27 protein-coding genes and 1 riboswitch are annotated in these 23191 nt (G+C 70.1%); of the genes, 17 read left to right on the forward strand and 10 right to left on the reverse strand.

The features are described from left to right. The first annotated feature begins 588 nt into the window (after nt 1-588). The 8 genes from WA670_RS02220 to WA670_RS02255 all read left to right on the forward strand — a co-directional run bounded on the left by WA670_RS02220 (nt 589) and on the right by WA670_RS02255 (nt 6244). A complete protein-coding gene (locus WA670_RS02220; RefSeq protein WP_134727614.1) occupies nt 589-1023 on the forward strand; it encodes a DUF4395 domain-containing protein in 435 nt (144 codons plus the stop codon). A gap of 29 nt (nt 1024-1052) precedes the next feature. After that, on the forward strand, nt 1053-1889 hold the full coding sequence (locus WA670_RS02225) for a sulfurtransferase (protein ID WP_134727615.1): 837 nt from the start codon (nt 1053-1055) through the stop codon (nt 1887-1889). Further along, a complete protein-coding gene (locus WA670_RS02230; RefSeq protein WP_037808620.1) occupies nt 1889-2194 on the forward strand; it encodes a DUF1416 domain-containing protein in 306 nt (101 codons plus the stop codon). Before WA670_RS02225 ends, WA670_RS02230 begins: the two co-directional genes overlap by 1 nt. A gap of 100 nt (nt 2195-2294) precedes the next feature. Further along, the gene (locus tag WA670_RS02235) at nt 2295-3629 is read left to right on the forward strand and encodes an MFS transporter (RefSeq protein ID WP_134727616.1); all 1335 of its coding nucleotides are present in this window, start codon (nt 2295-2297) and stop codon (nt 3627-3629) included. A gap of 129 nt (nt 3630-3758) precedes the next feature. Then, complete coding sequence (locus tag WA670_RS02240; RefSeq protein ID WP_037808622.1) at nt 3759-4370, forward strand: FABP family protein; 612 nt, start codon at nt 3759-3761, stop codon at nt 4368-4370. Between the two features lie 16 nt (nt 4371-4386). Further along, the gene (locus WA670_RS02245; RefSeq protein WP_134662114.1) at nt 4387-4989 is read left to right on the forward strand and encodes a 5-oxoprolinase subunit B family protein; all 603 of its coding nucleotides are present in this window, start codon (nt 4387-4389) and stop codon (nt 4987-4989) included. Then, entirely contained in the window at nt 4989-5840 is an 852-nt protein-coding gene (locus tag WA670_RS02250) for a biotin-dependent carboxyltransferase family protein (RefSeq protein WP_134727617.1), read from the forward strand. Before WA670_RS02245 ends, WA670_RS02250 begins: the two co-directional genes overlap by 1 nt. A 2-nt stretch (nt 5841-5842) precedes the next feature. Continuing rightward, nucleotides 5843-6244 (forward strand): hypothetical protein, encoded by a 402-nt coding sequence (locus WA670_RS02255; RefSeq protein WP_134662116.1) that lies wholly within the window; start codon nt 5843-5845, stop codon nt 6242-6244. A 43-nt stretch (nt 6245-6287) separates the two neighbouring features. On the opposite strand, the gene WA670_RS02260 is transcribed toward WA670_RS02255, so the two are convergent. Beyond that, complete coding sequence (locus WA670_RS02260) at nt 6288-7133, reverse strand: aminodeoxychorismate lyase (protein WP_134727618.1); 846 nt, start codon at nt 7131-7133, stop codon at nt 6288-6290. 31 nt (nt 7134-7164) lie between these two features. Between WA670_RS02260 and ygfZ the strand changes: the two genes are divergently transcribed. The 3 genes from ygfZ to WA670_RS02275 are packed head-to-tail and all read left to right on the forward strand — an operon-like array spanning nt 7165 to nt 9840. Further along, nucleotides 7165-8286 (forward strand): CAF17-like 4Fe-4S cluster assembly/insertion protein YgfZ, encoded by a 1122-nt coding sequence (ygfZ, locus tag WA670_RS02265; RefSeq protein ID WP_037808630.1) that lies wholly within the window; start codon nt 7165-7167, stop codon nt 8284-8286. A 49-nt stretch (nt 8287-8335) separates the two neighbouring features. Continuing rightward, nucleotides 8336-8899 (forward strand): RsiG family protein, encoded by a 564-nt coding sequence (locus WA670_RS02270; protein ID WP_037809370.1) that lies wholly within the window; start codon nt 8336-8338, stop codon nt 8897-8899. Continuing rightward, on the forward strand, nt 8896-9840 hold the full coding sequence (locus WA670_RS02275; RefSeq protein ID WP_134727620.1) for an asparaginase: 945 nt from the start codon (nt 8896-8898) through the stop codon (nt 9838-9840). Before WA670_RS02270 ends, WA670_RS02275 begins: the two co-directional genes overlap by 4 nt. On the opposite strand, the gene WA670_RS02280 is transcribed toward WA670_RS02275, so the two are convergent. Further along, on the reverse strand, nt 9821-10717 hold the full coding sequence (locus WA670_RS02280; RefSeq protein ID WP_238603863.1) for a hypothetical protein: 897 nt from the start codon (nt 10715-10717) through the stop codon (nt 9821-9823). The genes WA670_RS02275 and WA670_RS02280 overlap by 20 nt on opposite strands. A 207-nt stretch (nt 10718-10924) precedes the next feature. Here WA670_RS02280 and WA670_RS02285 point away from each other — a divergent pair, with 207 nt between their 5' ends. The 3 genes from WA670_RS02285 to WA670_RS02295 all read left to right on the forward strand — a co-directional run bounded on the left by WA670_RS02285 (nt 10925) and on the right by WA670_RS02295 (nt 12980). Further along, nucleotides 10925-11107, forward strand: a complete 183-nt coding sequence (locus WA670_RS02285; protein ID WP_037716129.1) for a DUF3073 domain-containing protein — start codon at nt 10925-10927, stop codon at nt 11105-11107. Between the two features lie 110 nt (nt 11108-11217). Further along, nucleotides 11218-12078: a 3-hydroxybutyryl-CoA dehydrogenase gene (locus tag WA670_RS02290; RefSeq protein ID WP_078870267.1), complete on the forward strand. Its 861-nt coding sequence runs from the start codon at nt 11218-11220 to the stop codon at nt 12076-12078. A gap of 68 nt (nt 12079-12146) precedes the next feature. Then, nucleotides 12147-12980 carry an alpha/beta hydrolase gene (locus WA670_RS02295; RefSeq protein ID WP_336156800.1) on the forward strand — a complete coding sequence of 278 codons (834 nt, stop codon included), beginning with the start codon at nt 12147-12149 and terminating at the stop codon, nt 12978-12980. Here the strand turns inward: WA670_RS02295 and WA670_RS02300 are convergent. Genes WA670_RS02300 through WA670_RS02315 form a run of 4 tightly spaced genes read right to left on the reverse strand, consistent with a single transcriptional unit; the run spans nt 12973 to nt 17066 of the window. Beyond that, the gene (locus tag WA670_RS02300) at nt 12973-13758 is read right to left on the reverse strand and encodes an ECF transporter S component (RefSeq protein WP_037808640.1); all 786 of its coding nucleotides are present in this window, start codon (nt 13756-13758) and stop codon (nt 12973-12975) included. The two genes, WA670_RS02295 and WA670_RS02300, sit on opposite strands and share 8 nt — an antisense overlap. Continuing rightward, nucleotides 13755-15353, reverse strand: a complete 1599-nt coding sequence (locus WA670_RS02305) for an ABC transporter ATP-binding protein (RefSeq protein ID WP_336156801.1) — start codon at nt 15351-15353, stop codon at nt 13755-13757. The genes WA670_RS02300 and WA670_RS02305 overlap by 4 nt, the downstream gene beginning before the upstream one ends. Further along, on the reverse strand, nt 15350-16429 hold the full coding sequence (locus WA670_RS02310) for a CbiQ family ECF transporter T component (protein ID WP_106961381.1): 1080 nt from the start codon (nt 16427-16429) through the stop codon (nt 15350-15352). The genes WA670_RS02305 and WA670_RS02310 overlap by 4 nt, the downstream gene beginning before the upstream one ends. Next, nucleotides 16416-17066, reverse strand: coding sequence for a hypothetical protein (locus WA670_RS02315; RefSeq protein ID WP_037808649.1), 651 nt, complete (start codon nt 17064-17066; stop codon nt 16416-16418). The genes WA670_RS02310 and WA670_RS02315 overlap by 14 nt, the downstream gene beginning before the upstream one ends. 49 nt (nt 17067-17115) lie before the next feature. Then, nucleotides 17116-17173: riboswitch (cobalamin riboswitch) on the reverse strand. 83 nt (nt 17174-17256) lie between these two features. On the opposite strand from WA670_RS02315, the gene WA670_RS02320 reads away from it, so the two are divergent. Both WA670_RS02320 and WA670_RS02325 read left to right on the forward strand, forming a co-directional pair. Further along, a complete protein-coding gene (locus WA670_RS02320; protein ID WP_037808651.1) occupies nt 17257-18153 on the forward strand; it encodes a Gfo/Idh/MocA family protein in 897 nt (298 codons plus the stop codon). 182 nt (nt 18154-18335) lie between these two features. Beyond that, a complete protein-coding gene (locus WA670_RS02325; RefSeq protein ID WP_238603857.1) occupies nt 18336-19067 on the forward strand; it encodes a GNAT family N-acetyltransferase in 732 nt (243 codons plus the stop codon). Here the strand turns inward: WA670_RS02325 and arfB are convergent. The 4 genes from arfB to WA670_RS02345 all read right to left on the reverse strand — a co-directional run bounded on the left by arfB (nt 19064) and on the right by WA670_RS02345 (nt 22769). Further along, entirely contained in the window at nt 19064-19492 is a 429-nt protein-coding gene (arfB, locus tag WA670_RS02330) for an alternative ribosome rescue aminoacyl-tRNA hydrolase ArfB (protein ID WP_336156803.1), read from the reverse strand. The genes WA670_RS02325 and arfB overlap by 4 nt on opposite strands. A 33-nt stretch (nt 19493-19525) precedes the next feature. Continuing rightward, nucleotides 19526-20596 (reverse strand): phosphoribosylformylglycinamidine cyclo-ligase, encoded by a 1071-nt coding sequence (purM, locus tag WA670_RS02335; RefSeq protein WP_037808659.1) that lies wholly within the window; start codon nt 20594-20596, stop codon nt 19526-19528. 31 nt (nt 20597-20627) lie between these two features. Then, nucleotides 20628-22166 carry an amidophosphoribosyltransferase gene (gene purF, locus WA670_RS02340; protein ID WP_037808661.1) on the reverse strand — a complete coding sequence of 513 codons (1539 nt, stop codon included), beginning with the start codon at nt 22164-22166 and terminating at the stop codon, nt 20628-20630. A 120-nt stretch (nt 22167-22286) separates the two neighbouring features. Continuing rightward, nucleotides 22287-22769 (reverse strand): MarR family winged helix-turn-helix transcriptional regulator, encoded by a 483-nt coding sequence (locus tag WA670_RS02345; protein WP_078870268.1) that lies wholly within the window; start codon nt 22767-22769, stop codon nt 22287-22289. 81 nt (nt 22770-22850) lie between these two features. Here WA670_RS02345 and WA670_RS02350 point away from each other — a divergent pair, with 81 nt between their 5' ends. Continuing rightward, nucleotides 22851-23144 (forward strand): DUF1330 domain-containing protein, encoded by a 294-nt coding sequence (locus tag WA670_RS02350; RefSeq protein WP_134662128.1) that lies wholly within the window; start codon nt 22851-22853, stop codon nt 23142-23144. The last annotated feature ends 47 nt before the right edge of the window (nt 23145-23191 follow it).

The following is a 23191-nucleotide window of genomic DNA, read 5'->3' on the forward strand; positions in this document are numbered from 1 at the left end:
ATCGCTGAGCCGCCCCCAATGTGGCATTGGGTGCTCCATCCATGCCCCCGCCGCCGCCCTCAACGGAGACGCTGCGCGCCGCTGGCTCATTCAACGCACCCAATGTGGCGTTCGGTGCGTCCCACGCACCCAAAGTGGCGTTCGGCCCGTCCAGCGCAACCAATGTGGCGTTCGGTGCGTCCCACGCACCCAAAGTGGCGTTCGGCCCGTCCAGCGCAACCAATGTGGCGTTCGGTGCGTCCAGCGCACCCAATGCGGCATTCGGTGCATCTGACGCACCCAATGCCACATTGGGGAAGCGCCCGGCCCCGCGGTCCGCGGCGGTTGATTCTCAGGATCCGGACCTCGTCCCAAGGAATGAACATGGTTCCGGGAGCGAGCGAGCCTGGGTACCCTCCCCCTGTGGACGAGCTGCCCATCACCCTCCTGACGCAGCGCCGCGCGGTCGATTTCTGCCGCGTGCGCAGCAGCTTGTGTCTGCCGTTTTCCGGTCGGCGCTGAAGCACGTCTCGCGCCGTCTCGCAGCTCTGCCCGTCTTCGCCGCGTGCGCTCGCACGCCCTTCCCCTCGCACTGAGCAGGAGGAACCCATGTCCGCCGGACCGGCCGTAGACCCGCGAGGTCCCAGGTTCGCCGCGATCGTGACCACGGTGGTGCTCGCCGTCGTGCTGGTCACGCAGTGGTGGCCGTTGCTCGCACTGCAGACCGTGGTCTTCGCGATCGGTGCGTTCGTCGGGCTCAAGCCCGCGCCGTACTCGGTGCTGTACCGGCTCGCGATCGCGCCGCGGCTCGGGCCGCCGACCGAACGCGAGGACGCCGCCCCGCTGCGGTTCGCGCAGGCGATCGGGTTCGTGTTCGCGCTCGTCGGCACGATCGGCTTCGCGGCCGGAGTGACGCCGCTCGGCGTCGTCGCGACCGCGTTCGCGCTCTTTGCCGCGTTCCTCAACGCGGCGTTCAACTACTGCCTCGGGTGCCAGATGTACCTGCTGATCAAGCGTTTCAGCCCCGCGCGGGCGTCCTCGTAAACCCCAACCAAGAAAGAGAGCCAGCTTCCATGAGCCGAGAAGACGTCCTGGTCACCACCCAGTGGGCCGAGGAAAACCTGGACACCCCGGGCGTGGTGTTCGCCGAGGTCGACGAGGACACGACCGCCTACGACAACGGGCACATCCGCGGCGCGGTGAAGCTCGACTGGCGCAACGACCTCCAGGACGGCGTCCGCCGCGACTTCGTCGACAAGGAGGGCTTCGAGAAGCTCCTGTCGGAGAAGGGCATCTCGAACGACGACCGCGTGATCCTCTACGGCGGCAACAACAACTGGTTCGCGGCCTACGCGTACTGGTACTTCAAGCTCTACGGCCACGAGAACGTGCAGCTGCTCGACGGCGGCCGCAAGAAGTGGGAGCTCGACGGCCGCGAGCTGAACTCCGACGAGGTCAAGCGCGAGGCCACCAACTACAAGGCCAAGGAGCAGGACCTGTCGCTGCGCGCGTTCCGCGACGAGGTCGTCCAGTCGATCGGCTCGAAGAACTACATCGACGTGCGCTCGCCGGACGAGTTCTCCGGCAAGCTGCTCGCCCCGGCGCACCTGCCGCAGGAGCAGTCGCAGGTGCCGGGTCACATCCCGGGCGCGCTGAACGTGCCGTGGGCGAAGGTCGCCAACGAGGACGGCACCTTCAAGTCCGAGCAGGAGATCAAGGACCTCTACGCCGAGGCGGGCTACGACGAGGGCAAGCCGACCATCGCGTACTGCCGCATCGGCGAGCGTTCGTCGATCGCCTGGTTCGCCCTGCACGAGCTGCTCGGCCAGGAAGACGTGAAGAACTACGACGGTTCGTGGACGGAATACGGGTCGCTGGTCGGCGTTCCGGTCGAGTTGGGAGCTAAGTGATGGCAGACGGCTGCAGCGCACCGGCACAGGTCGCGACCCCGGCGGACTTCGACACCAACGGCCAGGTTGTCCTGGCGGGCAAGGTCACCGGCACCGAGGGACCGGTCGGCGGCGCGTTCGTCCGGCTGCTCGACGGCGGCGGCGACTTCGCCGGCGAGGTCGTGTCCTCGGCGGACGGCGACTTCCGGTTTTACGCGGCCGAGGGTTCCTGGACGGTGCGCGCACTGCACCGCACGGGCAACGGCGAGGCCAACGTCACCGCGGAAGGCCCTGGCCTGCACCAGCTGGCCATTTCGGTTGCCTGACAACGCTTTTCCGCAGGAGGGCCCCTCGGTTTCCGAGGGGCCCTTCCTCGTGTCCGGGACGCTTGACCTCAAGTCGGCTTGAGGACCCAAGCTCGCGAGTGTGTCCGAAACGAAAACCATTACGCGGAGCCCGCTGCTGGCCGCCGCCGTGTTCCTCGGCAGCTTCATGGCGTTGCTCGACGCGAGCGTCGTGAGTGTCGCGCTGCCGACCATTCAGCGCGAACTGCACGCTGAATTCACTGACCTGCAATGGATTGTGGACGGGTACACCGTCGCGCTCGCCGCGTTGATGCTCACCGGCGGCACGCTCGGCGACCGGTACGGCCGCAAGCGGATCTACCTCGGCGGACTGGCCGTGTTCACGCTCGCTTCGCTGGGCTGCGGCCTCGCCCCGACGCTCACGCTTCTCATCGCCGCGCGCGTCGTGCAAGGCGCAGCGGCCGCGGCGGTCATCCCGGGCGGCATCGCGCTCCTGGCGCACGCGTATCCAGAGCCGCGCGAACGGGCCCGGATGCTGGGGGCGTGGGGCGGAGTGGCCGGATGCGCGCTGGTCATCGGCCCGCTTATCGGCGGACCGATCACCGACGCGCTCGGTTGGCCCACGATCTTCCTGATCAACCTGCCGATCGGGATCGTCGCAGTGCTCGCCGGTCGCCGGGGTCTCGACGAATCGTCCGATCCGGCGCACGGCGCGCTGGATCTGCTCGGACAACTGCTGGGCGCGTTGTGGATCGGGGCGTTCACCTACGCCGTGATCGCGTCCGACGCGGTGGTCGCCATGGTCGGCGCGCTGGGCCTGGTCGCGTTCATCGTCGTGGAGCTGCGCGCCCCGCATCCGATGCTGCCGATCCGGCTGTTCGGCAAATTCCGGTTCGCCGCTTCGATCTTCACCTCGTTCGTCCTCGGTTTTGCCTGCTACCCGCTGCCGGTGCTGATCGCTGTGTACCTGCAGCAGGCGTGGGGCAGCACCGCCTCGACGACAGGGGTGCAGATGCTGCCGTACGTCGTCGCCAACGCTGTTCTCGCGTTCTTCTCCGGACGGTTCGCCGGCCGGTTCACCGCGGAACGCGTGCTGCCGATCGGTCTCGCCATCACCGCGGCGGGAAGTTTCGCCTTCCTGCTGGCTGCCCCGACGAGTCCGTATTGGCTGCTCAGCGTGCCGCTGACGCTGTCCGGCGTCGGGCTCGGCCTGAGCATCACCCCGACGAACGTCGTCGGTCTCGCCGGGCTTCCGGTGCAGCGCACGGGCACCGCGGCCGGCACGGTGAACGCCGCGCGACAGGTCGGGATGGCGCTCGGCGTGGCCGCGCTCGGGGCGCTTCTCGATCACGGGAGCACGCTCACGACCGGGCTGCGGACCGCGATGGCGGTGGCTGGCTCGGCGCTGCTGGCGGTGACCGTCCTCACCGCCGCGACCCTGCGCAGCGCTAGATGAGCCGGGGCGGACTATTGTCCTCGCTGTGGAGACCTTGTTTACGACCCTGTTGATCATCGCGGGCATCGCCACCGTGTGGTTCGCGGTCTACGTCGTCTACCGGCTGTACGCCGACCAGCGCTGATCAGCATGACGAGTGGCGACGAAGCCATCGCAGCAGCCGAGGAGCGGGCCGCCAGCACGCGCGACCGCAACCTGCCGTTGTGGGACGACCTGCCGATCCCGAACGACACGGCGAACCTGCGCGAGGGCCCGAACCTGAACGACGCGTGCCTCGCTCTGCTGCCGCTCGTCGGCGTCTGGCGCGGCGAGGGCGAGATCGACTACCCGACGATCGACGGGCCGATCAAGTTCGCCCAGCAGCTGACCGTCTCCCACGACGGCCGCCCGTTCCTGTTCCACGAGGCGCGCTCGTGGCTGCTGAACGAGGACGGCAGCGTGCTGCGGCCCGCCGCCCGCGAAACCGGGTTCTGGCGGCCGCAGGAGGACGACACCATCGAGCTGCTGCTCACGCACAGCTCCGGCATCGTCGAGCTGTACTACGGCAAGCCGCGCAGCCAGACGTCCTGGGAGCTCGGCACCGACGCGGTCATCCGCACCGCGACGGCCAAGGAGGTCACCGGTGCGCAGCGGCTGTACGGCCTGGTGAACGGCGACCTCGGGTACGTCGAGGAGCGCGCGATGGTCGGCCAGGAAATGCAGCCGCACGCCTCCGCGCTGCTGCGCCGCGTGGTGGGCTGAGGCTCCGGGAGACGCCGTGCGCTGGCGGCGGTACGGCGAACACGCCGCCCTGCTCGACTGCGCCTCGCTCGAGGAGATGAGCGCGGCCCGGGCGACCCTCACCGAAGCCGCGCTCGACGGCGTCGAGGAGATCGTGCCCGGGGCCCGCACCCTGCTCGTGGTCGCGTCCACGGGGGCGCTGGAAGCCGCGCGTTCCTTGCTGGCTTCGGCCGATCTGGACCATCCGCCTGCCGGGGACGGCCGCGAAGTCGTTTTGGACGTGCAGTACTCCGGCGAGGACCTCGCGCTGGTCGCTGAGGACGCAGGGCTCAGCGTGGACGAGGCCATCGCTCTCCACACCAGCGCGGTCTACACGGTCGCGTTCACGGGTTTCGCGCCCGGTTTCGGTTATCTCGCCGGGCTTCCCGCTGAACTCCAGCAGCCGCGGCTCAGCTCGCCGCGCACCCGCGTCCCCGCTGGCTCGGTGGCTATCGCCGACGAGTACACCGGCGTCTATCCCCGGGAATCCCCTGGTGGCTGGCGGTTGATCGGGCACACCGAGGCGACGCTTTTCGATCCTTCCGCCGAGCAACCGGCGCTGTTCACGCCCGGTCTCCGGGTGCGGTTCCGGAGCGTGTGATGCGCGCGCTGGAGATCGTCTCGCCCGGTTCGCTGGCTTTGGTGCAAGACCTCGGCCGTCCTGGTTACGCACATCTGGGCGTCCCACCGTCGGGTGCTCTTGACGTCGCCGCGCTACGGCTCGGCAACCGACTGGTCGGCAATCCCGAGGACGCCGCCGGGATCGAAACCCTGCTGGGCGGGTTCACCGTCCGGGCGACCGCTTCGTGCACCGCCGCAGTGACCGGACCGCCGGTCGAGGTGTCCGTGGACGGACGGGAAACCGGCTCGCACACGCCGATTCCGTTGCGGCCAGGCCAAGAACTGACGATCGGCCGACCTGCTACCGGTCTGCGCTGCTACCTGACGGTGTCCGGCGGCATCGCGGTGGCGCCGGTGTTGGGAAGCCGGTCGACTGATGTCCTATCTGGACTCGGCCCGTCGCCGCTGGAAGCTGGCACTACGGTCCCGCTCGGCCCTGTCACCGGTGTCCCGTCCGGTGCGGACGTGGTCGCCGCCTCGCCCGCGCCGCCCGACTTGACGGTGCGAGTTTTGCTTGGCCCGCGCGACGACTGGTTCGCCGACGCGGCGAGCGCACTCAACGCACAGTGGACGGTTACTGAGGAATCCAACCGAGTGGGGGTCCGCCTGGACGGGCCGCCGCTACGTCGAGTGTCCACTTCGGAGTTGCCGAGCGAGGGCGTGCTGACCGGCGCGATTCAGGTCCCGCCGAACGGATTGCCGCTGGTCTTCCTCGCCGATCACCCGACCACGGGCGGTTATCCGGTGATCGCGGTCGTGAGACGGGAGTCACTCGGAGCACTCGCTCAAGCACGCCCCGGAACCTCGGTGCGGTTCCAAGCGTCCTTGTGAGCGTGGAACGGGTAACGATCACCGGCGGCGCGGGTTTCCTGGAGCTGAACACCGGAGGACGGGCGGAGCTGCCGCAGTCGCTGCGCATCGCGCTCGCGACCGGTCAGGTGCGCCTCCCGCTGGCGGAAACCCTCCGCGAACTGCTGGCGTTGCTTGTCGACGGCCAGTACCGGGTCAGCGGCCCGCAACGCTTCGAGGCGGTGGATCTGATCCCGGCAAGCGACTGGCCGGCCGACGACGATGCCCGGGTCACGTACTACCGCACGGCAATCCGCTCGGGACACCGGCCGGTGGCGGTGGTTTTGTCCGGTACGCGGCCATTGCTGGTGGACGGGCACCACAAGATCAGCGCATATCGAGCGGAGGGGGTCACACCGTCGGTGGTGCTGATCAGCGGGTCGTGAATGGCTGCGCCGGTTAGCACCGGCACAGCCGCTCACCAGGCTCTCAGTACTCGCTCTCGTAAGCCGCCACCAGCTCCCCGTGCAACCCCGTCGAATCCGGCAATACCGTCCCGTTCAGGGTGTGCACCCGGGTCACCTTCCGCACCGACGACGTGAGGAACACGCCGTCCCCTCGCAGCAAGTCCTCCACCGACAGCGGCTCCACCTTCACCGACCAGCCCGCCTTCTCCGCGCCGCGGAACAATGCGTACTGCGTCGTTCCTGGCAGGATGCCAACAGTGGACGGCGGGGTGTAGAGCGTCCGCTCCTTCGCCAGGACGACCGTCGACGTCGGGCCTTCGAGCACCGAATCATCGGTAGCGGTGAAGATCACATCTTGGGCTCCGCGACGGGTCGCCTCGCGCAGGGCGGCCATGTTCATCGCGTAGGAAACCGTTTTCGCGCCGAGCAAAAGCCACGGGGCGCGCTCGGCTAGTTCGGGGCCGAAACCGCGTTCCAGGGTCACCACCGAAACGCCTTCGGTGCGCGCCCGCAGGACCTTCTCCTCGACCTCCAGGCCCATCGCGAACGCTGTCGGCTTGCCTTCCGGATCGCCGTCGACACCCCGCGTGTACACGAGTTTCAGTGCGATCTCCGGGCCGCCCTGCCACGCGTCGACGACTGCCTGCGCGGCTCGGGCGAAGCCCTCGAGGTCCGGGGCAGGCAGGTCCAGCATCGCCGCGGAACGGGCGAGCCGGTCGAGGTGCGGACGCATTTCCCGCGGCTTTTTCACTGCCACGAGGATCGTTTCGAACACCCCGTCTCCGCGCAGCAGGCCGAGGTCGTCCACCCGGAGGTGAGCGGCTTCGGGGTCGGCCAGTGAACCGTCGAGGAAGGCGAGAACGCGCATCCCCTCAAGGTACTCACTTACCCTTAGGGCTATGCCGTACAGCTCGCCGCTGCTCGAAATCCCCCGCGCGGTCGCCGCGCCCGAGGGCCACCCGGAAGCCGGAGTTCCGTGGCACTGGGGCGATCCGTTCGCCGAGCAGCGCACCGCCGCCCGAGGAGTAGTCGTCATCGACCGCTCGCACCGAGAAATCCTCGCTGTCACCGGCGAGGAACGCTTGTCCTGGCTGCATTTGGTGATCTCGCAACACGTCACCGAACTCGCCGCGAACACCGGCACCGAAGCGCTCGTCCTCGACAGCCAGGGCCACGTCGACACCCATTTCGTGCTCGCGCACGCCGGCGAGACGGTGTACCTCGACAGCGACCCCGGCCCACTCGTCACGAGCGCGTTGCCCAAGGGCGGCAAGCAAACCCTGCGCGAGTACCTCGAAGCGATGAAATTCTGGTCCAAGGTCGAGATTCGCGACGTGACCGAAGAACTCGCCGTTCTTTCCGTGCTCGGCCCGGAGACCGACAGCGTGCTCGGCATCGAGCTCGGCACCGAGCCGTATTCGGTGGCCGCGTTGCCCGAAGGCGGTTTCGCCCGCCGGATGCCGTGGCCGACGCGAGCGGGCGCGGATCTCGTGGTGCCGCGCGCTCAGCTCACTCAATGGTGGCAACGGCTCACCGACGCGGGCGCGCGTCCTGCTGGCTCCTGGACGTTCGACGCGCTGCGCGTGGAATCGCGGCATCCGCGGCTCGGTGTCGACACCGACGAACGGACGATCCCGCACGAGGTCGGCTGGATCGGCTCGGCCGCGCACGTCGCGAAGGGCTGCTACCGCGGCCAGGAAACCGTCTCGAAGGTGCACAACGTCGGCCGCCCGCCGCGGTATCTCGCGCTGCTGCACCTCGACGGTTCGCCGGAGATCACGCCGGAGACCGGCGACCCGGTGAAGCTCGGCGAGCGCGTCGTCGGCCGGATCGGCACGGTCGCGCAGCACCACGAACTCGGGCCGATCGCGCTGGCGCTGGTCAAACGCTCGGTGCCGGGCGGGGCGGAGCTGCTGGCAGGCGACGAGGACCGAGTGGTCCAGGCCACTGTCGATCCGGACTCGGTGCCGGGCGAGCACGCGGCGCCCGGACGGGAAGCAGCGCAGAGACTGCGGGGCTGAAGTGAACTCGACGGTAGCGTCGTCGCCGAATGTGGAGCAGGATGTGCCCGTGATCGAAGTGCGTCCCGGCGGGCGGCGACGGATCGACCGCGTCCTCGGCCCGGGATATCTCACCGGATTAGGCGACTTGCCGCTCCCGGTGCTGCGCGAGCGGCGCGACGAGGCCGCGCAGGAAGAGACAGACCTGTCCTACCTGCGCCGGCTCCTGCACGCCCGCATCGACATCGTGCGCGCCGAACAGGAGCGTCGCTCGTCCGGCGGGGAAAGCATCGTCGACCGGCTCGCGTCCATCCTCGCCGACAACGCGCTCGGCCCGGCCGCCGGTTCCGGCAGGCACCAGCAGCTCGAACCGTCCCGCGCGGGCGAGCACCGCAGGCACGCGGAGGCGCTGATCGGCGACACCGGGCTCACCGACGTCGGCTCGCTGTCGGACGACAAGCTCGCCGCCGCGCTGGACACGTACGCGGCCGAGGAAGCCTCCGTGTCCTCCTTCCGCCGCCAGGTCCAGGGCGTGATGGACACGCTCAACGCCGAGATCGCCGGGCGCTACAGCAGCGGAGCGGCCACTGTGGACCAGTTGCTGGACAGCGAACTGGGGCGCGTCGAGGAATGACCGGCCAGCCGATTCTCGTCGAGGTCGTCCGGAACGGTTTCGTCGAGAGCGTTCACCACGGATGTCTCGTCGTCACCGCGCCCGACGGCACCGTCCGGTTCTCCGCGGGCGACGTGACCAGCCCGTTCTTCCCCCGGTCGGCGAACAAGCCACTGCAGGGCGTCGGGATGCTCCGCGCCGGTCTCGGCTACGACGGCGCGGACCTGGCGCTGGGCTGCGCCTCGCATTCCGGCGAAACCGGACATGTCGAGCGCGTCGCCGCGATGCTGTCCGGCGCCGGGCTCGATCCGGCGGCGCTGGCCTGCCCGGCCGAGCTGCCGATCGGCGAGGACGCCCGGCGCGCGGCCGACGAGCCGCGGAAGATCACCATGAACTGCTCCGGCAAGCACGCCGCGATGCTCGCCACCTGCGTCGCGAACGGCTGGCCGACCGAGGGCTACCAGCTGCCGGACCATCCGTTGCAGGTCCAGCTCGCGAAGACGGTCGAGGAGCTGACCGGCGAAGCCATCGCCGCGGTCGGCGTCGACGGCTGCAGCGCGCCGCTGTTCGCGTTCTCGCCGACCGGCCTCGCGCGGTCGTTCGGCCGGCTCGCGCAGGCCGAACCGGGTACCGACGAACGCCGAGTCGCGGACGCGATGCGTGCGCACCCGTGGCTGGTCGCGGGCACCGGGCGGGAGGACACCCGGCTGATGCAGGCCGTGCCTGGGCTGCTGTCGAAGAGCGGCGCGGAAGGTGTCCTGGCGTTCACGCTGGGCGACGGCACCGCGTGCGCGATCAAGATCGCGGACGGCAACAAGCGGGCGTTGGCGCCGCTGGCCATGGCCGTGCTCGCGCGCCTGGGCATCGAGACCCCGGACGAGCTGTCCGATCTGGCTCACCCGCCGGTGCTCGGCGGCGGCACACCTCAGGGCGAGCTGCGGGTCAGTTGGAGTGTTCCTTAGCCGCGAGGTCGCCCCAGAACTCGCGCAGCTGCGAAAACAGCTCGGCCAGCTCCTCGACGTTCCCGGTGCGCAGCGCGTCGAGGATGTCGTGGACCTCCTCCGCGGTGGAGTCGGCGTCGAGCAGCGAGTCGGCGAACAGTTGCACGAGACCGCCGTAGTCCAGTTCGACGACCGAGTCCGGGTCGAAGCTCTCCAGCCACTGCCGGGTCTGCGACAGCACCCGGCCGGGGCCGGAGTCGCCGAAGGTCGTCTCGATCAGCTCGCCCGCCTCGGACGCCCGGCGGAGCGCGGCGGACATCGGGGTGCGCCAGGACGCCTCCCGCACCGGGTCGTCCGGGCCGCTGCCGAGCACGAGCTTGCGTTCGTCCGGATCGACCAGCGAGAACCAGGGCAGCGGGACGGTCCAGGTGGTGGTGAGGGTGTGCGCGGCGGTGGCGGTGAGGTCGGTCATCGCGGCCTTGGTCTGCGCGCGGGCCTTGTCCGCGGTGACGCCGCCCGCGTCGAGGACCGCGATCCGCAACGCGGGCTCGGCGTCGGCGAGGAAGGTGCTCAACGCCGCGGCGGAGCGGGCGCGCAGTTCGAGCGGGCACGCGAACGGGCCCTCGGCGGTGTGGCCGGCGGGGACGTCGGCCGGGTCGAGCACGAGCACGTCGGTGACGAGGCTCGGCGCGGGCCGTCCGTCGCGCAGCTGCGCGGGCAGCAGCCGAACCGGCGCGGCCGCCTGTGACTTGAGCCACATCCGCTGTTCGCGTTCGCCGATCCCGATCCGGCTGAGCCCGCCCGCGGAAACGGCCTCGACCAGCTGTTGCGCGGGGGGATCGCCCAGCGCGCGCAGAGGTTCGTACACCCGCAGATAGGCCACGAAGGGTCGGAGCACCCGAGCATCGTGGCACGCCGACCAGCACCGATCGGCATCGACGTGCCGGTAACCGGCGTCCGGCGGACACTGTCGCGACGAGCACACCGTGCCACGTCGCATCCAACCCCCGGGACACGGTACGGTGTCAGCAGGAAAGAACTGTCGAGACGATGCGGGGCCGCCGATTCCCCCGGCCGCCCCGCCCCTGTGCGAGGGGGTCGAGCCATGGGGCGCGGCCGGGCTAAGGCCAAGCAGACGAAGGTGGCGCGCGAGCTCAAATACAGCTCCCACGAAACCGACTTCGATGCTTTGCAGCGCGAGCTGTCGAGTAGTTCCTCGGACAACCACGAGGACGACAAGCGGTACGAGGACCCGTACGACGACGGGTACGACGAGTACCGCCGTTGACGCAGGCACACGACACGCGAGGGCGGAATCGGACCAAGGTCCGAGACGCCCTCGTGCGTTGTGTGCTGCCCGTTTTCTCGGCACGCCGATGAGGTGAAGGAGTGGGACGGGTGAGCGACATCGCACGAGTAGGTGTGGTCGGGGCCGGGCTCATGGGCTCCGGCATCGCCGAGGTGCACGCCAGGTCCGGGTTGGACGTGCTGGTCACCGAGGTGAACCAGCCCGCCCTCGACGCGGGCAAGGCGCGCATCGAGAAGTCGCTGCAGCGCGGCGTCCGCAACGGCAAGCTGGCCGCCGAGGACGCCGAGGCGGCGCTCGGACGGCTGCGCTTCACCACGGACATCGCCGAGTTCGCCGACCGCGATCTCGTCGTCGAGGCCATCCTGGAACAGGAACAGGCCAAGGTCGACGTGTTCCGGGCACTGGACAAGATCGTCGAGCGCGAGGACGCGGTGTTCGCGTCCAACACGTCGTCGATCCCGATCATGAAGCTCGGCATGGCCACCGGCCGTCCGCAGCAGGTCGTCGGCATCCACTTCTTCAACCCGGTGCCGGTGCTGCCGCTGGTCGAACTGGTCCCGTCGCTGCTGACCAGCGAGGAGACCGCTCGCCGGGCCGAGGAGCACGCCACCGGCGCGCTGGGCAAGACGGTGATCCGGTCGCAGGACCGGGCCGGGTTCATCGTGAACTCGCTGCTCGTGCCGTATCTGCTGTCGGCGATCCGGATGATCGAATCGGGCTTCGCCTCGGCCGAGGACATCGACCGCGGCATGGAGCTGGGCACGGCGCACCCGATGGGTCCGCTGCGGCTGTCCGACCTGATCGGCCTCGACACCATCAAGGCCATCGCGGACTCGATGTACGCGGAGTTCAAGGAGCCGCTGTACTCGTCGCCGCCGCTGCTGCTGCGCATGGTCGACGCCGGGCTGCTCGGCAAGAAGACCGGCCGCGGCTTCTACTCGTACTCCTGACTTTAGTTGCGGGCCTGATCACCTTTTCCCCGCTGTGCGCGGCCGGGCGGATCGCTTGACTGTGCGGCATGACTTCGACGTTCGTCTTCGCCGCCGGCGCCAACGGCGTGTCCGCCGCCCCGCCGGAACTCGTGCTGCGCGGGTATCGCGGGGTGGGGGTGCCGCAGCCCGAACAGCAGTTCCGGCTGTCGTACCAGGCACCGCAGGATCTCGACGCGTTCGCCACCGAACCGTCGGAGTTGGCCGGCGTGACCGTGGCTGACCAGGTCGCGACCACTGTGGACGTTGTCCGCCGGGCGGCGAAGCTGGGCCCGGTCGTGCTGGTCGGGTCGAGCATCGGCGGCGCGCTGGTCACGCTCGTCGCCGAAGAGGTTCCGGAGCTGGTGTCGGCGCTGATCTACGACGCCGCGTTCTGCTGCGTCGAGCTGCCGACGCCGGAGGAGTACCTGGCCACGCCTGAAGCCGCGTCGTCGCAGGTCGGGGCGATGCTCGGGTTCATCGCAGCCGACCCGGCGGTGATCGGCGCGATGCGCTTCAACTGGCGTTCTTCCTCGGCGGAGGCGCTGACGGCGGCGAAGGCAGCGCTCTGCGCGGACGCCACCGACGGCGAGTTCTACGCCCTGCTCAACGCGATGGCTCCGGACGACATCATCGGCCGCGGCGCCACCGACTCGCGCGGCACGCCGGAGCGGTGGGGGCGCGTCCGTAGGTGCTACGTCCGGCATCTCCAAGACCACCTGGTGCCGCTCGCCCTCCAGGACCGGATGATCGCCGAGGCCGACGCGCGCACTCCCGGCAATCAGTTCGAGGTGCACGACATCGACACCTCGCACTTCCCCAACGCGGCCGGGATGGCTCAGTTCGTCGAGGTCCTGGACAAGGTCGGCCAGCGGCTCAGGTGAACGCCGCTCGTCGTGCGGCCCGGCGCAGCACGGTCAGGATCGCCGGGCCCAGCACGAGGATCGCGACCAGGTTCGTGAGCGCGCGGCCGGTGTCCCAGCCCAACGTGGACGTCAGCACGGTGAACACCAGGAACCGGTGCAGGTTCTCGCCGAGCGGTCCGCCCGGGACGAAGTCCAGCGCGGTGTGGCCCGCCAGGAACGGCCAGGTGAACAGGCTCATCGCGAGGCCGTAGAAGTACGCGGCGACCACTCCGTAGAGCGCCAGCAGCGCGATCTCCCACCGGCCCTTCACTCGGCGCGGCAGGAGCCCGGCACCCAGCCCGACCAGCGACGACGCCAGCATCTGGAACGGCAGCCACGGCCCGACGCCGCCGGTCAGCAGCGCGGACGCGAACAGCGACGTCGAGCCGAGGACGAATCCGAAGCCCGGCCCGAAGACCCGCCCGGCCAGCACGAGCAGGAAGAAAACCAGCTCGATCCCGCCGGTGCCCGCGCCGAGCGGACGCAGCGCGGCGTTCACCGCGGACAGCACGCCGAGCAGCGCGAGCGCCTTCGCGTCGAGTCCGCCGCTGGACAGTTCCGCCAGCACGATCAGGATCAGCACCGGCAGCGTCACGAGGAAGACGAACGGCGCGTCGGTCACGTGCGCGGAGGTGCCGACGGTGCTGCGGGCCAGCAGCGGCCAGCAGAACATCGCCAGTCCGACCACGACGGCCACCGTCAGCACCAGCGCCGTGCGGTGCCGGATGCGGACGGCTGGGCCCAGGAAATCGGTCACGCCAACGCCTTCGCCACCGCGTCCACGGTCAGCCACGGCTCCGGCGCGAGGATCTTCGCCACCTGTGGAGCGAAGGCGGGCGAGGCCACGACGACGTCCGCGGTCGGGCCGTCGGCGACCACTTCGCCCTCGGCGAGGACCACGACGCGGTGCGCGGCGGAGGCGACGAACTCGACGTCGTGGGTGGCCAGCAGCACCGCGTGTCCCTCAGCGGCCAGGTCGGCGAGGATGGTCGCGAAGTGCCGTTTCGCCGGGTAGTCCAGGCCGCGGGTCGGCTCGTCCAGCAGCACGACCGGCGGGGCGGCGGCGAGCTGAACGGCCAGGACCAAGGCGAGTCGCTGGCCTTCCGACAGGTCACGCGGGTTGGTGTCGTCTTCGATGCCCGGAACGAGGCGGTCGAGGAGCTTCCGCGCGGTGCCCGCGGTGACCTCCGATTCGACGTCAGCTTGGCGGCATTCCGCTTCGACCGAATCGAGATACAACAGGTCAGACGGGGTTTGCGGAACCAGCCCGACGCGCGTGCGGGCGGCCCGAGACCGGAGCGTCTTCGGGTCCGCGCCGAGGACGTCGACCGTGCCGTCGGAGCGGGGTCCGCTGCCCTGCAACGCCCACAGCAGCGAGGACTTGCCGGAGCCGTTCCGACCCATCAGCGCGACGACCTCGCCGCGGTCCAGCCGCAGGTCAACGCCCCGCACCGCGTTCACGTTGCCGTACCGAACCCGCACGCCCCGCGCGGTGAGGATCGCTTCGCCAGAGCTTTGTGCCGCCGCAGCAGGGCGACGCTCGGCCAGGCGTTCCCTCAGCGGGCGGGCGAGCCGACGCGCGTCGCGAACCGACAGCGGCAGCGGCGACCAACCCGCGAGCCGGCCCAGTTCGACGATCGGCGGCGCGACATCGGTCTCGGCGAACACCTCCGCGGGCTGCCCGGAGACGACGGTGCCGTCGCCGGGTAGGTAGAGCAGGCGGTCGGCGTACTGCGCGACGCGTTCCATCCGGTGCTCGGCGACGACGACCGTCGTGCCCAGGTCGTGCACCAGACGCGTGATCGCGGCCAGGACTTCCTCGGCCGCGGTCGGGTCGAGCGCTGACGTCGGTTCGTCCAGCACCAGCACGCTCGGGTGCGCCGTGAGCACCGCGCCGATCGCGACGCGTTGCTGCTGCCCGCCGGAGAGCGTCCGAAGTGGACGGTCGCGGAGTTCAGCGATGCCCAGCAGATCAAGGGTTTCCTCGACGCGTTTGCGCATCACGTCCGGCGCGACAGCGAGCTGCTCCATCGCGTACGCGAGTTCTTCCTCGACGGTGTCGGTGACGAAACCGGCCAGCGGATCCTGTCCGACCACGCCGACGACCGACGCCAGTTCGCGCGGCGGATGCGTCGCGGTGTCGAGCCCGCCGACCTTGACCCGGCCGGCCAGCGTGCCGCCGGTGAAATGCGGGACCAAGCCGTTGACCGCACCGAGCAAGGTCGACTTGCCGACCCCGGTACGGCCGGCGACAAGGCAGAGTTCGCCCTCCTCGATCGTGAGGTCGACGTCCCGGAGCACCGGCCGGTCCGCCCCGTCGTACGTGACGCTGACGTGCGAAAACTCGATCATCGGGCGACCTCCGACACCAGCGCCGGACGCGGCGCGAACCAAGCGGGCAGCACACTGATCAGCACCGCGACGGCCGGCAGCAGCGGCAGCTCCGGCCAGGTCAGCGGGCTGGCCGGGGTGGTGAGCGAAACCGGGTCGGCGAGCAGCACGAGCACGGCGGTCGCGACGCCGCACAGCGCGACCAGCGTTTCCGGCAGCCGCCACGGGTCGGGCCGGTAGGTCGTGCGCCGGATCTGCCGTCCGCCGAGGACGAATCCGGCGGCGGCCAGCACCAGACCGGCGATGAGCATCGGCACGCCGAGCCACGACGCGGACCCGTCGAGCACGCCGTAAACCCCGACCGCGACACCCACCAAACCGGCCAGCACGCAGGTCGCGATCAGCATCCGGACGCGCGGGGAGAGGTAGCCGCGCCGCCCGTAGCCGCGCGAATCCATGGCCGCCGCGAGTTGCAGCGACCGGTCCATGGCGTCGGCGAGCACCGGCACGAAAATCCCCTTCACGAACCGGAAGCCACGCGTCTTCCCGGAGCGCAGCCGCCGCGCCCGACGCACCCGCTGCACGCTCTCGACGAGCTGCGGGGCCACCGACAGCGCGACGGTCACCGCCGTCCCCACCTCATACAGCGCCCCGGGTACCGCCTTGAGCAGGCGTTTCGGGTTCGCCAACGCGTTCGCGGCGCCGACGCAGAGCACGATCGTCGCCAGCCGGAGCCCGTCGTAAAGCCCGCCGAGCAGCTCCTCGGCCGAGGTGGGGCCGAGGAGCTGAATGCCGGCCGCGACGCTCGGCAACGGGATGGTCGGCAGCGTGAACAGGATGTGGCCGCCGTCCTCGCCGCCGATCAGGATCCGGAACAGCACGCGCGATGCCAGGATCACCGCGGCGATCCAGGCGTACATCCGGAACGCCAGCGCCCACGGCGCGTCGCCGCGGCGGAGCACCACGACGAACCCGGCCACCGCGATCACCAGAGCGAGCAGCACCGGATTCGTAGTCCGGCTCGCGGCGACGGCGAGCGCGAGCGCCCACACCCACCACGCGCCGGGATGGAGCGCTCGCGGACTACTGCCCAGCACGCCTGCGGCGCACCGCGACGACCGTCCCGGCCACCACGAGCAGCACGACGACCACGATGCCGATCACCAGTCCCCACGAGAACCCGCTGTCCGAAGTGGACGCCGGAGCCTGCGCGGGCGCGTTGGCCTTGCGCACCGGCTCGGTGCGCGGCGGCGGATACTCGGTGTAGGACTTGCCGATCGCGAACGACCAGCCCTCGAACGCTCCGGCGGGCGGCTTCCAGCTCTGCGCACCGACCTGCGCCGACTGCCATTTGCCGCCGTTGGTGGCGGTCCAGAAGCTCCACGACGCCTTCTCCGGCGGCATGCCGGTGCAGGTCTGATCCGCGGGCTTGCTCTCGATCTTGCACATCACGGCCAGGCCGTATTTGCCCGCGCCGGTGATTTCGAAGCCGGCGTTTTGCAGTGCGGTGACGCCGTTTTCCTGCTTGCCCGGCGCGCACCGGATGAGGGTTTCCCCGCCAAGCCCCTGGAAGTCGACGATCACCGTGACGCCGTTGTCGTCCTGGCAGTAGCCGTCGGTGCCCTTGCCGGGCGTGGTGGCCGAGGCGGAAGAAGCACCGCCGAGACCGGTAGCGACGAGAAGAGCGCAGCCGGCGAGGACTCGCCCCCAGTGCCGCGCGTGCACGAACCGCATGTCAGATGTACCTCGCATCGATCGGACCACGACGGGCGATCCGGCTCGCGGTCCCTCGCGGGGCCGCTCACGGTTGCGGGCCAGCGCCGGATTCTCACCGGCTTCCCCCGTTCGTGGCGAAGAACTTGTCGACGTTAACGCACCGCAGGCCGCGCCGGAAGCGACCGCGGACACACCTACACTTCCGGGCGTGGGACAGGACCAGCTGCGCGTCGGCCTCGTAGGAACCGGACCGTGGGCCACCACGGTGCACGCCCCCGGGCTCGCGGACCATCCGGGGACCGTGCTCAGTGCTGTGTGGAGCCGAAGGCCGGAGGCCGCCACCGCGCTGGCGCAGGCCTACGACGCCGTGCCCACCAGCGATCTGGACGAGCTGTTCGAGCAGGTCGACGCGCTCGCGTTCGCCGTGCCGCCGACCGTGCAGGCCGAACTGGCGACCCGGGCCGCGGAGGCGGGCAAGCACCTGATCCTGGAGAAACCGATCGCTCCCGACCTGGCCACGGCGCAACGTCTCGCCGACGCCGTGACGTCCGCTGGCGTCGCTTCGCTGGTGATGCTGACGCTGCGGTTCGCCCAGCAGACGCGCGATTGGCTTGACGGCGTCACCGCCGCCGGCGGATGGCGAGGCGGCAGCGTGCACTGGCTGTCGGGCGCACTGCTCAGCGGCAAGTACGCGACCTCGGCCTGGCGGCAGGATCCGGCCGGCGGCGCGCTCGCCGACATCGGCCCGCACGCGTTCGACCTGCTCGATGCCGCCCTCGGCCCGATCACCGACGTCCTTGCCGCCCACCGCGGTCCCGAAGACCTGTGGCAACTGCTGCTCGAACACGAGGGCGGCATCACGAGCACCGCGACGCTCAGCCTGCGCCTGCCGGTCCAGCCGACGGTGGTCGAGTATTCGGTCTTCGGCGAACACGGCCTCCGCACGCTGGGCCGCACCGGCACGGCGAACGACGCGTACACCGCGCTGCTGGACGACTTCGCCGCGATGGTGTCGTGCGGAACGACCACGCATCCCTGCGATGTCCGCCGGGGCGTGCACCTGGCCCGGATCGTGGACCAGGCCCGCGCCGCGCTGAACCGTTAATTCGCTTGCCGGGTCTGAGACGATGAACGGGAAGTTCGTTTCGGACGAAGGAATGCCTATGTGCTCCGCCACGGCCCGCCCCGGCCGCCTGGCCTGAGCTGTTCGGCCTGCGCGCCCGGCGTGGGGTTGCCAGTTGTTGTGCTGCCCGCGCATTCCTTCTTCGCGAAAGGCTTCCACCAGAGATGTCCGCCCTTCAGGCATACGTCCGCGCGACCGCACCGATCGGCCGCGAAACCGAGCGAATCGGCCCGTTCCTGGCGACTTTCGCCAAGGACAGCTCTCATCCGATGGCGAACTACGCCATCCCCGACGATGGCGCGAACCCTTCGTCCGCCGAGATCGCTCTCCTGATTTCCGCTTACCGGCAACGAAATCTCCTGCCCCGGCTGGAGTTCTTCACCGACGCGGCTCCCGATGTCGAGGCAGCGCTCGTCACCGAGGGGTTCACGCTGGAACGACGCGTGCCGGTGATGACCTGCGCCACCGAGGACCTCGTCGATTGTGTTGCGCCAGAACACATTCAGCTGCGCGAACCGTCGTCCGACGACGAATTCCGCCGCCTGCGGTCCGTGCAGAACGTCGCCTTCGGCGAGTCGCCCGACGTGTCGGACGCCGATGTCGAACGCAACCGCGACTACCTGACCGTCCTGGCCGAACACGGCGAAACCATTGTGGGCGGCGGAATCGCGCTGGATATCGTCTCCGGCGCAACGGAAATCGTCGGCATCGCCGTCTCCGCAGAACACCGCGGCCAAGGCATCGCGGCGGCGATCACCGCGCACCTCACGCGCTTAGCCCACGAACGCGGTGCGCGGACGGCGTTCCTCACGCCGGGCGATGTGGGGATCGGGACGGTGTACCGGCGTGCTGGTTACCAGGTCGCCGGTGAGTGCGTGCACCTGTCGCTGAGCTAGTCGTCGTACCGCCCGCCGCGGCCGCGTTTTACGTCGCTGCGGCGTTTCTTCACGGCCAGACGGCGTTCCTTCGAGCCTCGCGACGGCTTGGTGGGACGCCGTTTGGCCGGCGGCGGCGCGGATGCCTTCGCCAGCACATCGGCGAGCCGCTCCCGGGCCGCGTCGCGGTTCATCAGCTGGGAGCGGTACTCGCTGGCCGCGATGGTGAGCACTCCGCCGACCAGGCGGGTGCCGAGGCGGGCCGTGATGCGTTCCTTCAGCGCGGGCGGGATCACGGCGGAGCCCGCGACGTCGAACGACAGCTCGACGCGCGAGTCCGTCGTGTTCACGCCTTGTCCGCCCGGTCCCGAGGATCGGGAGAAGCGCTCTCGCAGTTCGGCGCCCGGGATCACGAACCGGGCGCCGACGCGTACGTCCTCCGCCATGTCCTCAGTGTCTCAAGACGAGGCAAGCGGCTTTCAGAACCGCGGGTGGTCGCCGGACAGCACCGCGCGCGGGCCGTCCGGGTCTTCGGCGGGCTGGATGTCGCCGAGGATCCACGCGGGCACGTGCCGCGCGGTGAGCACCGCCAGCGCCCGGTCGACGTCCTCGGCGGACACGATCGCGACCATGCCGACGCCCATGTTGAACGTCTTCTCCAGCTCCGCGCGCTCGACCTTGCCGCGCTGCCCGATCAGTGCGAACACCGGAGCGGGCGTCCACGTGCCGCGTTCGAGCTTGGCGACGAGGCCGCGCGGCATCACGCGCGCGAGGTTGGCCTCGAGGCCGCCGCCGGTGATGTGCGCGAACGTGCGCACCTCGGTCTCGGCGACCAGCGCGAGGCAGTCCTTCGCGTAGATCTTGGTGGGCTCGAGCAGTTCCTCGCCGAGGGTGCGGCCGAACTCCTCGACGTGCCCGTCCAGCGGCATCCGCGCGATGTCCAGCAGCACGTGCCGGGCCAGCGAGTAGCCGTTGGAGTGCAGGCCGGACGAGCCCATCGCGATGACGACGTCGCCGGGGCGGACCTTCTCCGGCGACAGCAGCGCGGACGCCTCGACCGCGCCGACGCCGGTGGCCGACAGGTCGTAGTCGTGCTCGCCCATCAGCCCGGGGTGCTCGGCCGTCTCGCCGCCGAGCAGCGCGCAGCCCGCCTGGACACAGCCCTCGGCGATGCCGCCGACCAGCGCCGCGATCTTCTCCGGCACGACCTTGCCGACCGCGATGTAGTCCTGGAGGAACAGCGGCTCGGCCCCGGTGACGACCAGGTCGTCGACGACCATCGCGACCAGGTCGATGCCGACCGTGTCGTGCTTGTCGAGCGCCTGCGCGACCGCGATTTTGGTGCCGACGCCGTCGGTGGACGACGCGAGGATCGGCTCTTTCCACTTGTCGAGCTTGAGCGAGAAGAGCCCGGCGAAACCGCCGACCCCGCCGCGCACCTCGGGCCTCGTCGCCCGCTCAGCGTGTGGCTTGAGCAGCTCGACGGCCTGGTCACCGGCGTCGATGCTGACCCCGGCGGCTGCGTACGTGGCGCTCGTGGACTCGCTCACGGAAGCGGACTCCCTACTGGACATGCTTGGTTCACGGACGCCGGACGGCGTCTTCGGCACCGTACCCGGCGGCGCTGACGGGAGTCGCCGCGCCACCGGCGGCGTCCATGCTCTCGAGCAGGTGCTTGCCGATGAGCGCGTCCTCGGGCAGCGGAATCGGGTACTCGCCGGAGAAGCAGGCCGTGCACAGCCGCGACTTCGGCTGCTCCGACGCCGCGACCAGGCCGTCCAGCGAAATGTAGCCGAGCGAATCGGCTCCGATCGAACGGCGGATGCCGTCGAGGTCGACGCCGTTGGCGACGAGTTCGGCCCGCGACGCGAAGTCGATGCCGTAGAAGCACGGCCAGCGCACCGGCGGCGACGCGATCCGCACGTGCACCTCGAGCGCGCCCGCCTCGCGCAGCATCCGCACGAGCGCGCGCTGAGTGTTGCCGCGGACGATCGAGTCGTCCACCACGACCAGGCGCTTGCCGCGGATGACGTCGCGCAGCGGGTTCAGCTTCAGCCGGATGCCGAGCTGCCGGATGGTTTGCGACGGCTGGATGAAGGTGCGCCCGACGTAGGCGTTCTTGACCAGACCGGTGCCGTACGGCAGGCCGGAGCCCTGCGCGTACCCGATCGCGGCCGGCGTGCCGGACTCCGGCACCGGCATCACGAGGTCGGCGTCGACCGGATGCTCGGCGGCCAGCTTGCGGCCGATCTCGACGCGCGTGGCGTGCACGCTGCGGCCGGCGATCGAGGTGTCCGGACGGGCGAGGTAGACGTACTCGAAGACGCAGCCCTTGGGCTCCGGGTTCGCGAACCGCGACGAACGCAGCCCCTCGGCGTCGATGGCGATCAGCTCGCCCGGCTCGACCTCGCGCACGAACGACGCGCCGCAGATGTCGAGCGCGGCGGTCTCGCTCGCCACGACCCAGCCGCGCTCCAGCCGACCGAGCACCAGCGGGTGCACGCCGTGCGGGTCGCGGGCCGCGTACAGGGTGTTCTCGTCGGCGAAGACCAGGCAGAACGCGCCCTTGAGAGTCGGCAGCAGGTCCAGCGCGGCGGCCTCGATGCCCTTGTCCGCGGCGTTCGCGGCGAGCAGCCCGCAGACGAGGTCGGAGTCGCTGGAGGACCCGGTGAGCCCGGCGTGCGGCTTCAGCCCCGCGGCGACGGTGCGATCGCGCAGTTCGGCGGTGTTGACCAGGTTGCCGTTGTGCGCGAAGGACAGGCCGCTGCCGGTGTCCGTGGTGCGGAAGATCGGCTGGGCGTTCTCCCAGATCGTGGCCCCGGTCGTGGAGTACCGGCAGTGCCCGACGGCGATGTGCCCCTGCAGGGACTGCAGGACCTGCTCGTCGAAGACCTGGCTGACGAGCCCGAGGTCCTTGAAGACGACGATCTGCGAGCCGTCCGAGACGGAGATGCCCGCTGCCTCCTGCCCGCGGTGCTGCAGGGCGTAGAGGCCGTAGTAGGTGAGCTTGGCGACTTCTTCCCCGGGAGCCCAGACGCCGAAGACGCCGCACTCCTCACGGGGTTCCGGTTCGGGTTGATCTTCGGGTCGATCAGTACTGGCGGAGGGGTCGGAAACCACCGGGAAGCTCCCAGGAAGACGTGGGCGGGCCGAGTCCAAGTGTAAGGGGTGGATGAGGTGGGGGGCCGGTCCGCGGCGTGGTTCTGCCCACTACGGGGGAGGATTTCCGGAGCGGTGCTCTCAGTTCAGGCCAGTGGTCTTGGACCGGAGTGGACGCTTCGACCCTTCTCGGCTCCGGCTTTCGAGCTCTGCCAGGTGCGCCAGCGCCGGAAGCGCCGCCGTCAGGGCCTCGACCTCGTCGTCGGCGAGTTCGTCGATCAACCGCGCGTACGCGTCGACGCCCGCTTGACGACGCGTTTGGACGTAGGACTCGCCAGCCTTGGTCAGCGACACCAGCGTGACCCGCTTGTCGGACGCGTCGCGCCTCCGCTCGACCAGCCCGGACTCCTCCATCGCCCGGACCAGGACGGTCATCGCGGGCTGGGTGACGCCCTCGGCCACGGCCAGATCGGTGATCCGGCGCGGACCGCACCGGTGCAGGGTGGCCAGGGTGGCGGCGGACGTGACGCTGAGGTCGCGCGGAAGGCGTCTCGCAGCCCTGGTGGCCAGCTCGTAGAGGGCCGACCCGATCGCAGCGCCGCGAGTCGCGGCTTGACGGCTCATGCGAGAAGCATAGACTATTTATATTAATCATTTATGCATCCCCACCGGCCGGACGCGTCCGGCCGAACACAGGAGGTTTCCGTGGCCAAGGGCTACTGGGTCAGCGTCTACCGCGTCATTTCCGACCCGGAGAGGCTGGCCGCCTACAACAAGCTGGCCGCCGCCGCGGTCCAGGCCGCGGGCGGTCGGGTGCTCTCCCGCGGCGGCAGCCGAGTCGTCGTCCACGAGTCCGGAATCCCGGAGCGCGTCGTGCTGATCGAGTTCGACAGCTTCGAAGAAGCCGTCGCGGCCTACGAGAGCGAGGCGTACCGGGAAGCGCTGGCAACCCTCGGCGACGCCGTCGAGCGCGACTTCCGGATCATCGAAGGCGTCTGACCGACCAGCACGGGCCGGAAATGAGCCAGGCCCCGCACGAAGTGGAT

The organism is Amycolatopsis sp. VC5-11 (assembly GCF_037034185.1).
GTDB classification, from domain to species: Bacteria; Actinomycetota; Actinomycetes; order Mycobacteriales; family Pseudonocardiaceae; genus Amycolatopsis; species Amycolatopsis nivea.

Excerpts from the sequence above, each read along its gene's own strand:
- arfB (WP_336156803.1), bottom strand. The coding sequence starts at position 19,492 with ATGGCGGAGGACGTACGCGTCGGCGCCCGGTTCGTGATCCCGGGCGCC.
- WA670_RS02250 (WP_134727617.1), top strand. The coding sequence starts at position 4,989 with ATGCGCGCGCTGGAGATCGTCTCGCCCGGTTCGCTGGCTTTGGTGCAA.
- WA670_RS02220 (WP_134727614.1), top strand. The coding sequence starts at position 589 with ATGTCCGCCGGACCGGCCGTAGACCCGCGAGGTCCCAGGTTCGCCGCG.
- WA670_RS02275 (WP_134727620.1), top strand. The coding sequence starts at position 8,896 with ATGACCGGCCAGCCGATTCTCGTCGAGGTCGTCCGGAACGGTTTCGTC.
- WA670_RS02315 (WP_037808649.1), bottom strand. The coding sequence starts at position 17,066 with ATGCGGTTCGTGCACGCGCGGCACTGGGGGCGAGTCCTCGCCGGCTGC.
- WA670_RS02325 (WP_238603857.1), top strand. The coding sequence starts at position 18,336 with ATGTCCGCCCTTCAGGCATACGTCCGCGCGACCGCACCGATCGGCCGC.
- WA670_RS02285 (WP_037716129.1), top strand. The coding sequence starts at position 10,925 with ATGGGGCGCGGCCGGGCTAAGGCCAAGCAGACGAAGGTGGCGCGCGAG.
- WA670_RS02240 (WP_037808622.1), top strand. The coding sequence starts at position 3,759 with ATGACGAGTGGCGACGAAGCCATCGCAGCAGCCGAGGAGCGGGCCGCC.
- WA670_RS02225 (WP_134727615.1), top strand. The coding sequence starts at position 1,053 with ATGAGCCGAGAAGACGTCCTGGTCACCACCCAGTGGGCCGAGGAAAAC.
- WA670_RS02230 (WP_037808620.1), top strand. The coding sequence starts at position 1,889 with ATGGCAGACGGCTGCAGCGCACCGGCACAGGTCGCGACCCCGGCGGAC.
- WA670_RS02345 (WP_078870268.1), bottom strand. The coding sequence starts at position 22,769 with ATGAGCCGTCAAGCCGCGACTCGCGGCGCTGCGATCGGGTCGGCCCTC.
- WA670_RS02260 (WP_134727618.1), bottom strand. The coding sequence starts at position 7,133 with ATGCGCGTTCTCGCCTTCCTCGACGGTTCACTGGCCGACCCCGAAGCC.
- WA670_RS02295 (WP_336156800.1), top strand. The coding sequence starts at position 12,147 with ATGACTTCGACGTTCGTCTTCGCCGCCGGCGCCAACGGCGTGTCCGCC.
- WA670_RS02305 (WP_336156801.1), bottom strand. The coding sequence starts at position 15,353 with ATGATCGAGTTTTCGCACGTCAGCGTCACGTACGACGGGGCGGACCGG.
- ygfZ (WP_037808630.1), top strand. The coding sequence starts at position 7,165 with ATGCCGTACAGCTCGCCGCTGCTCGAAATCCCCCGCGCGGTCGCCGCG.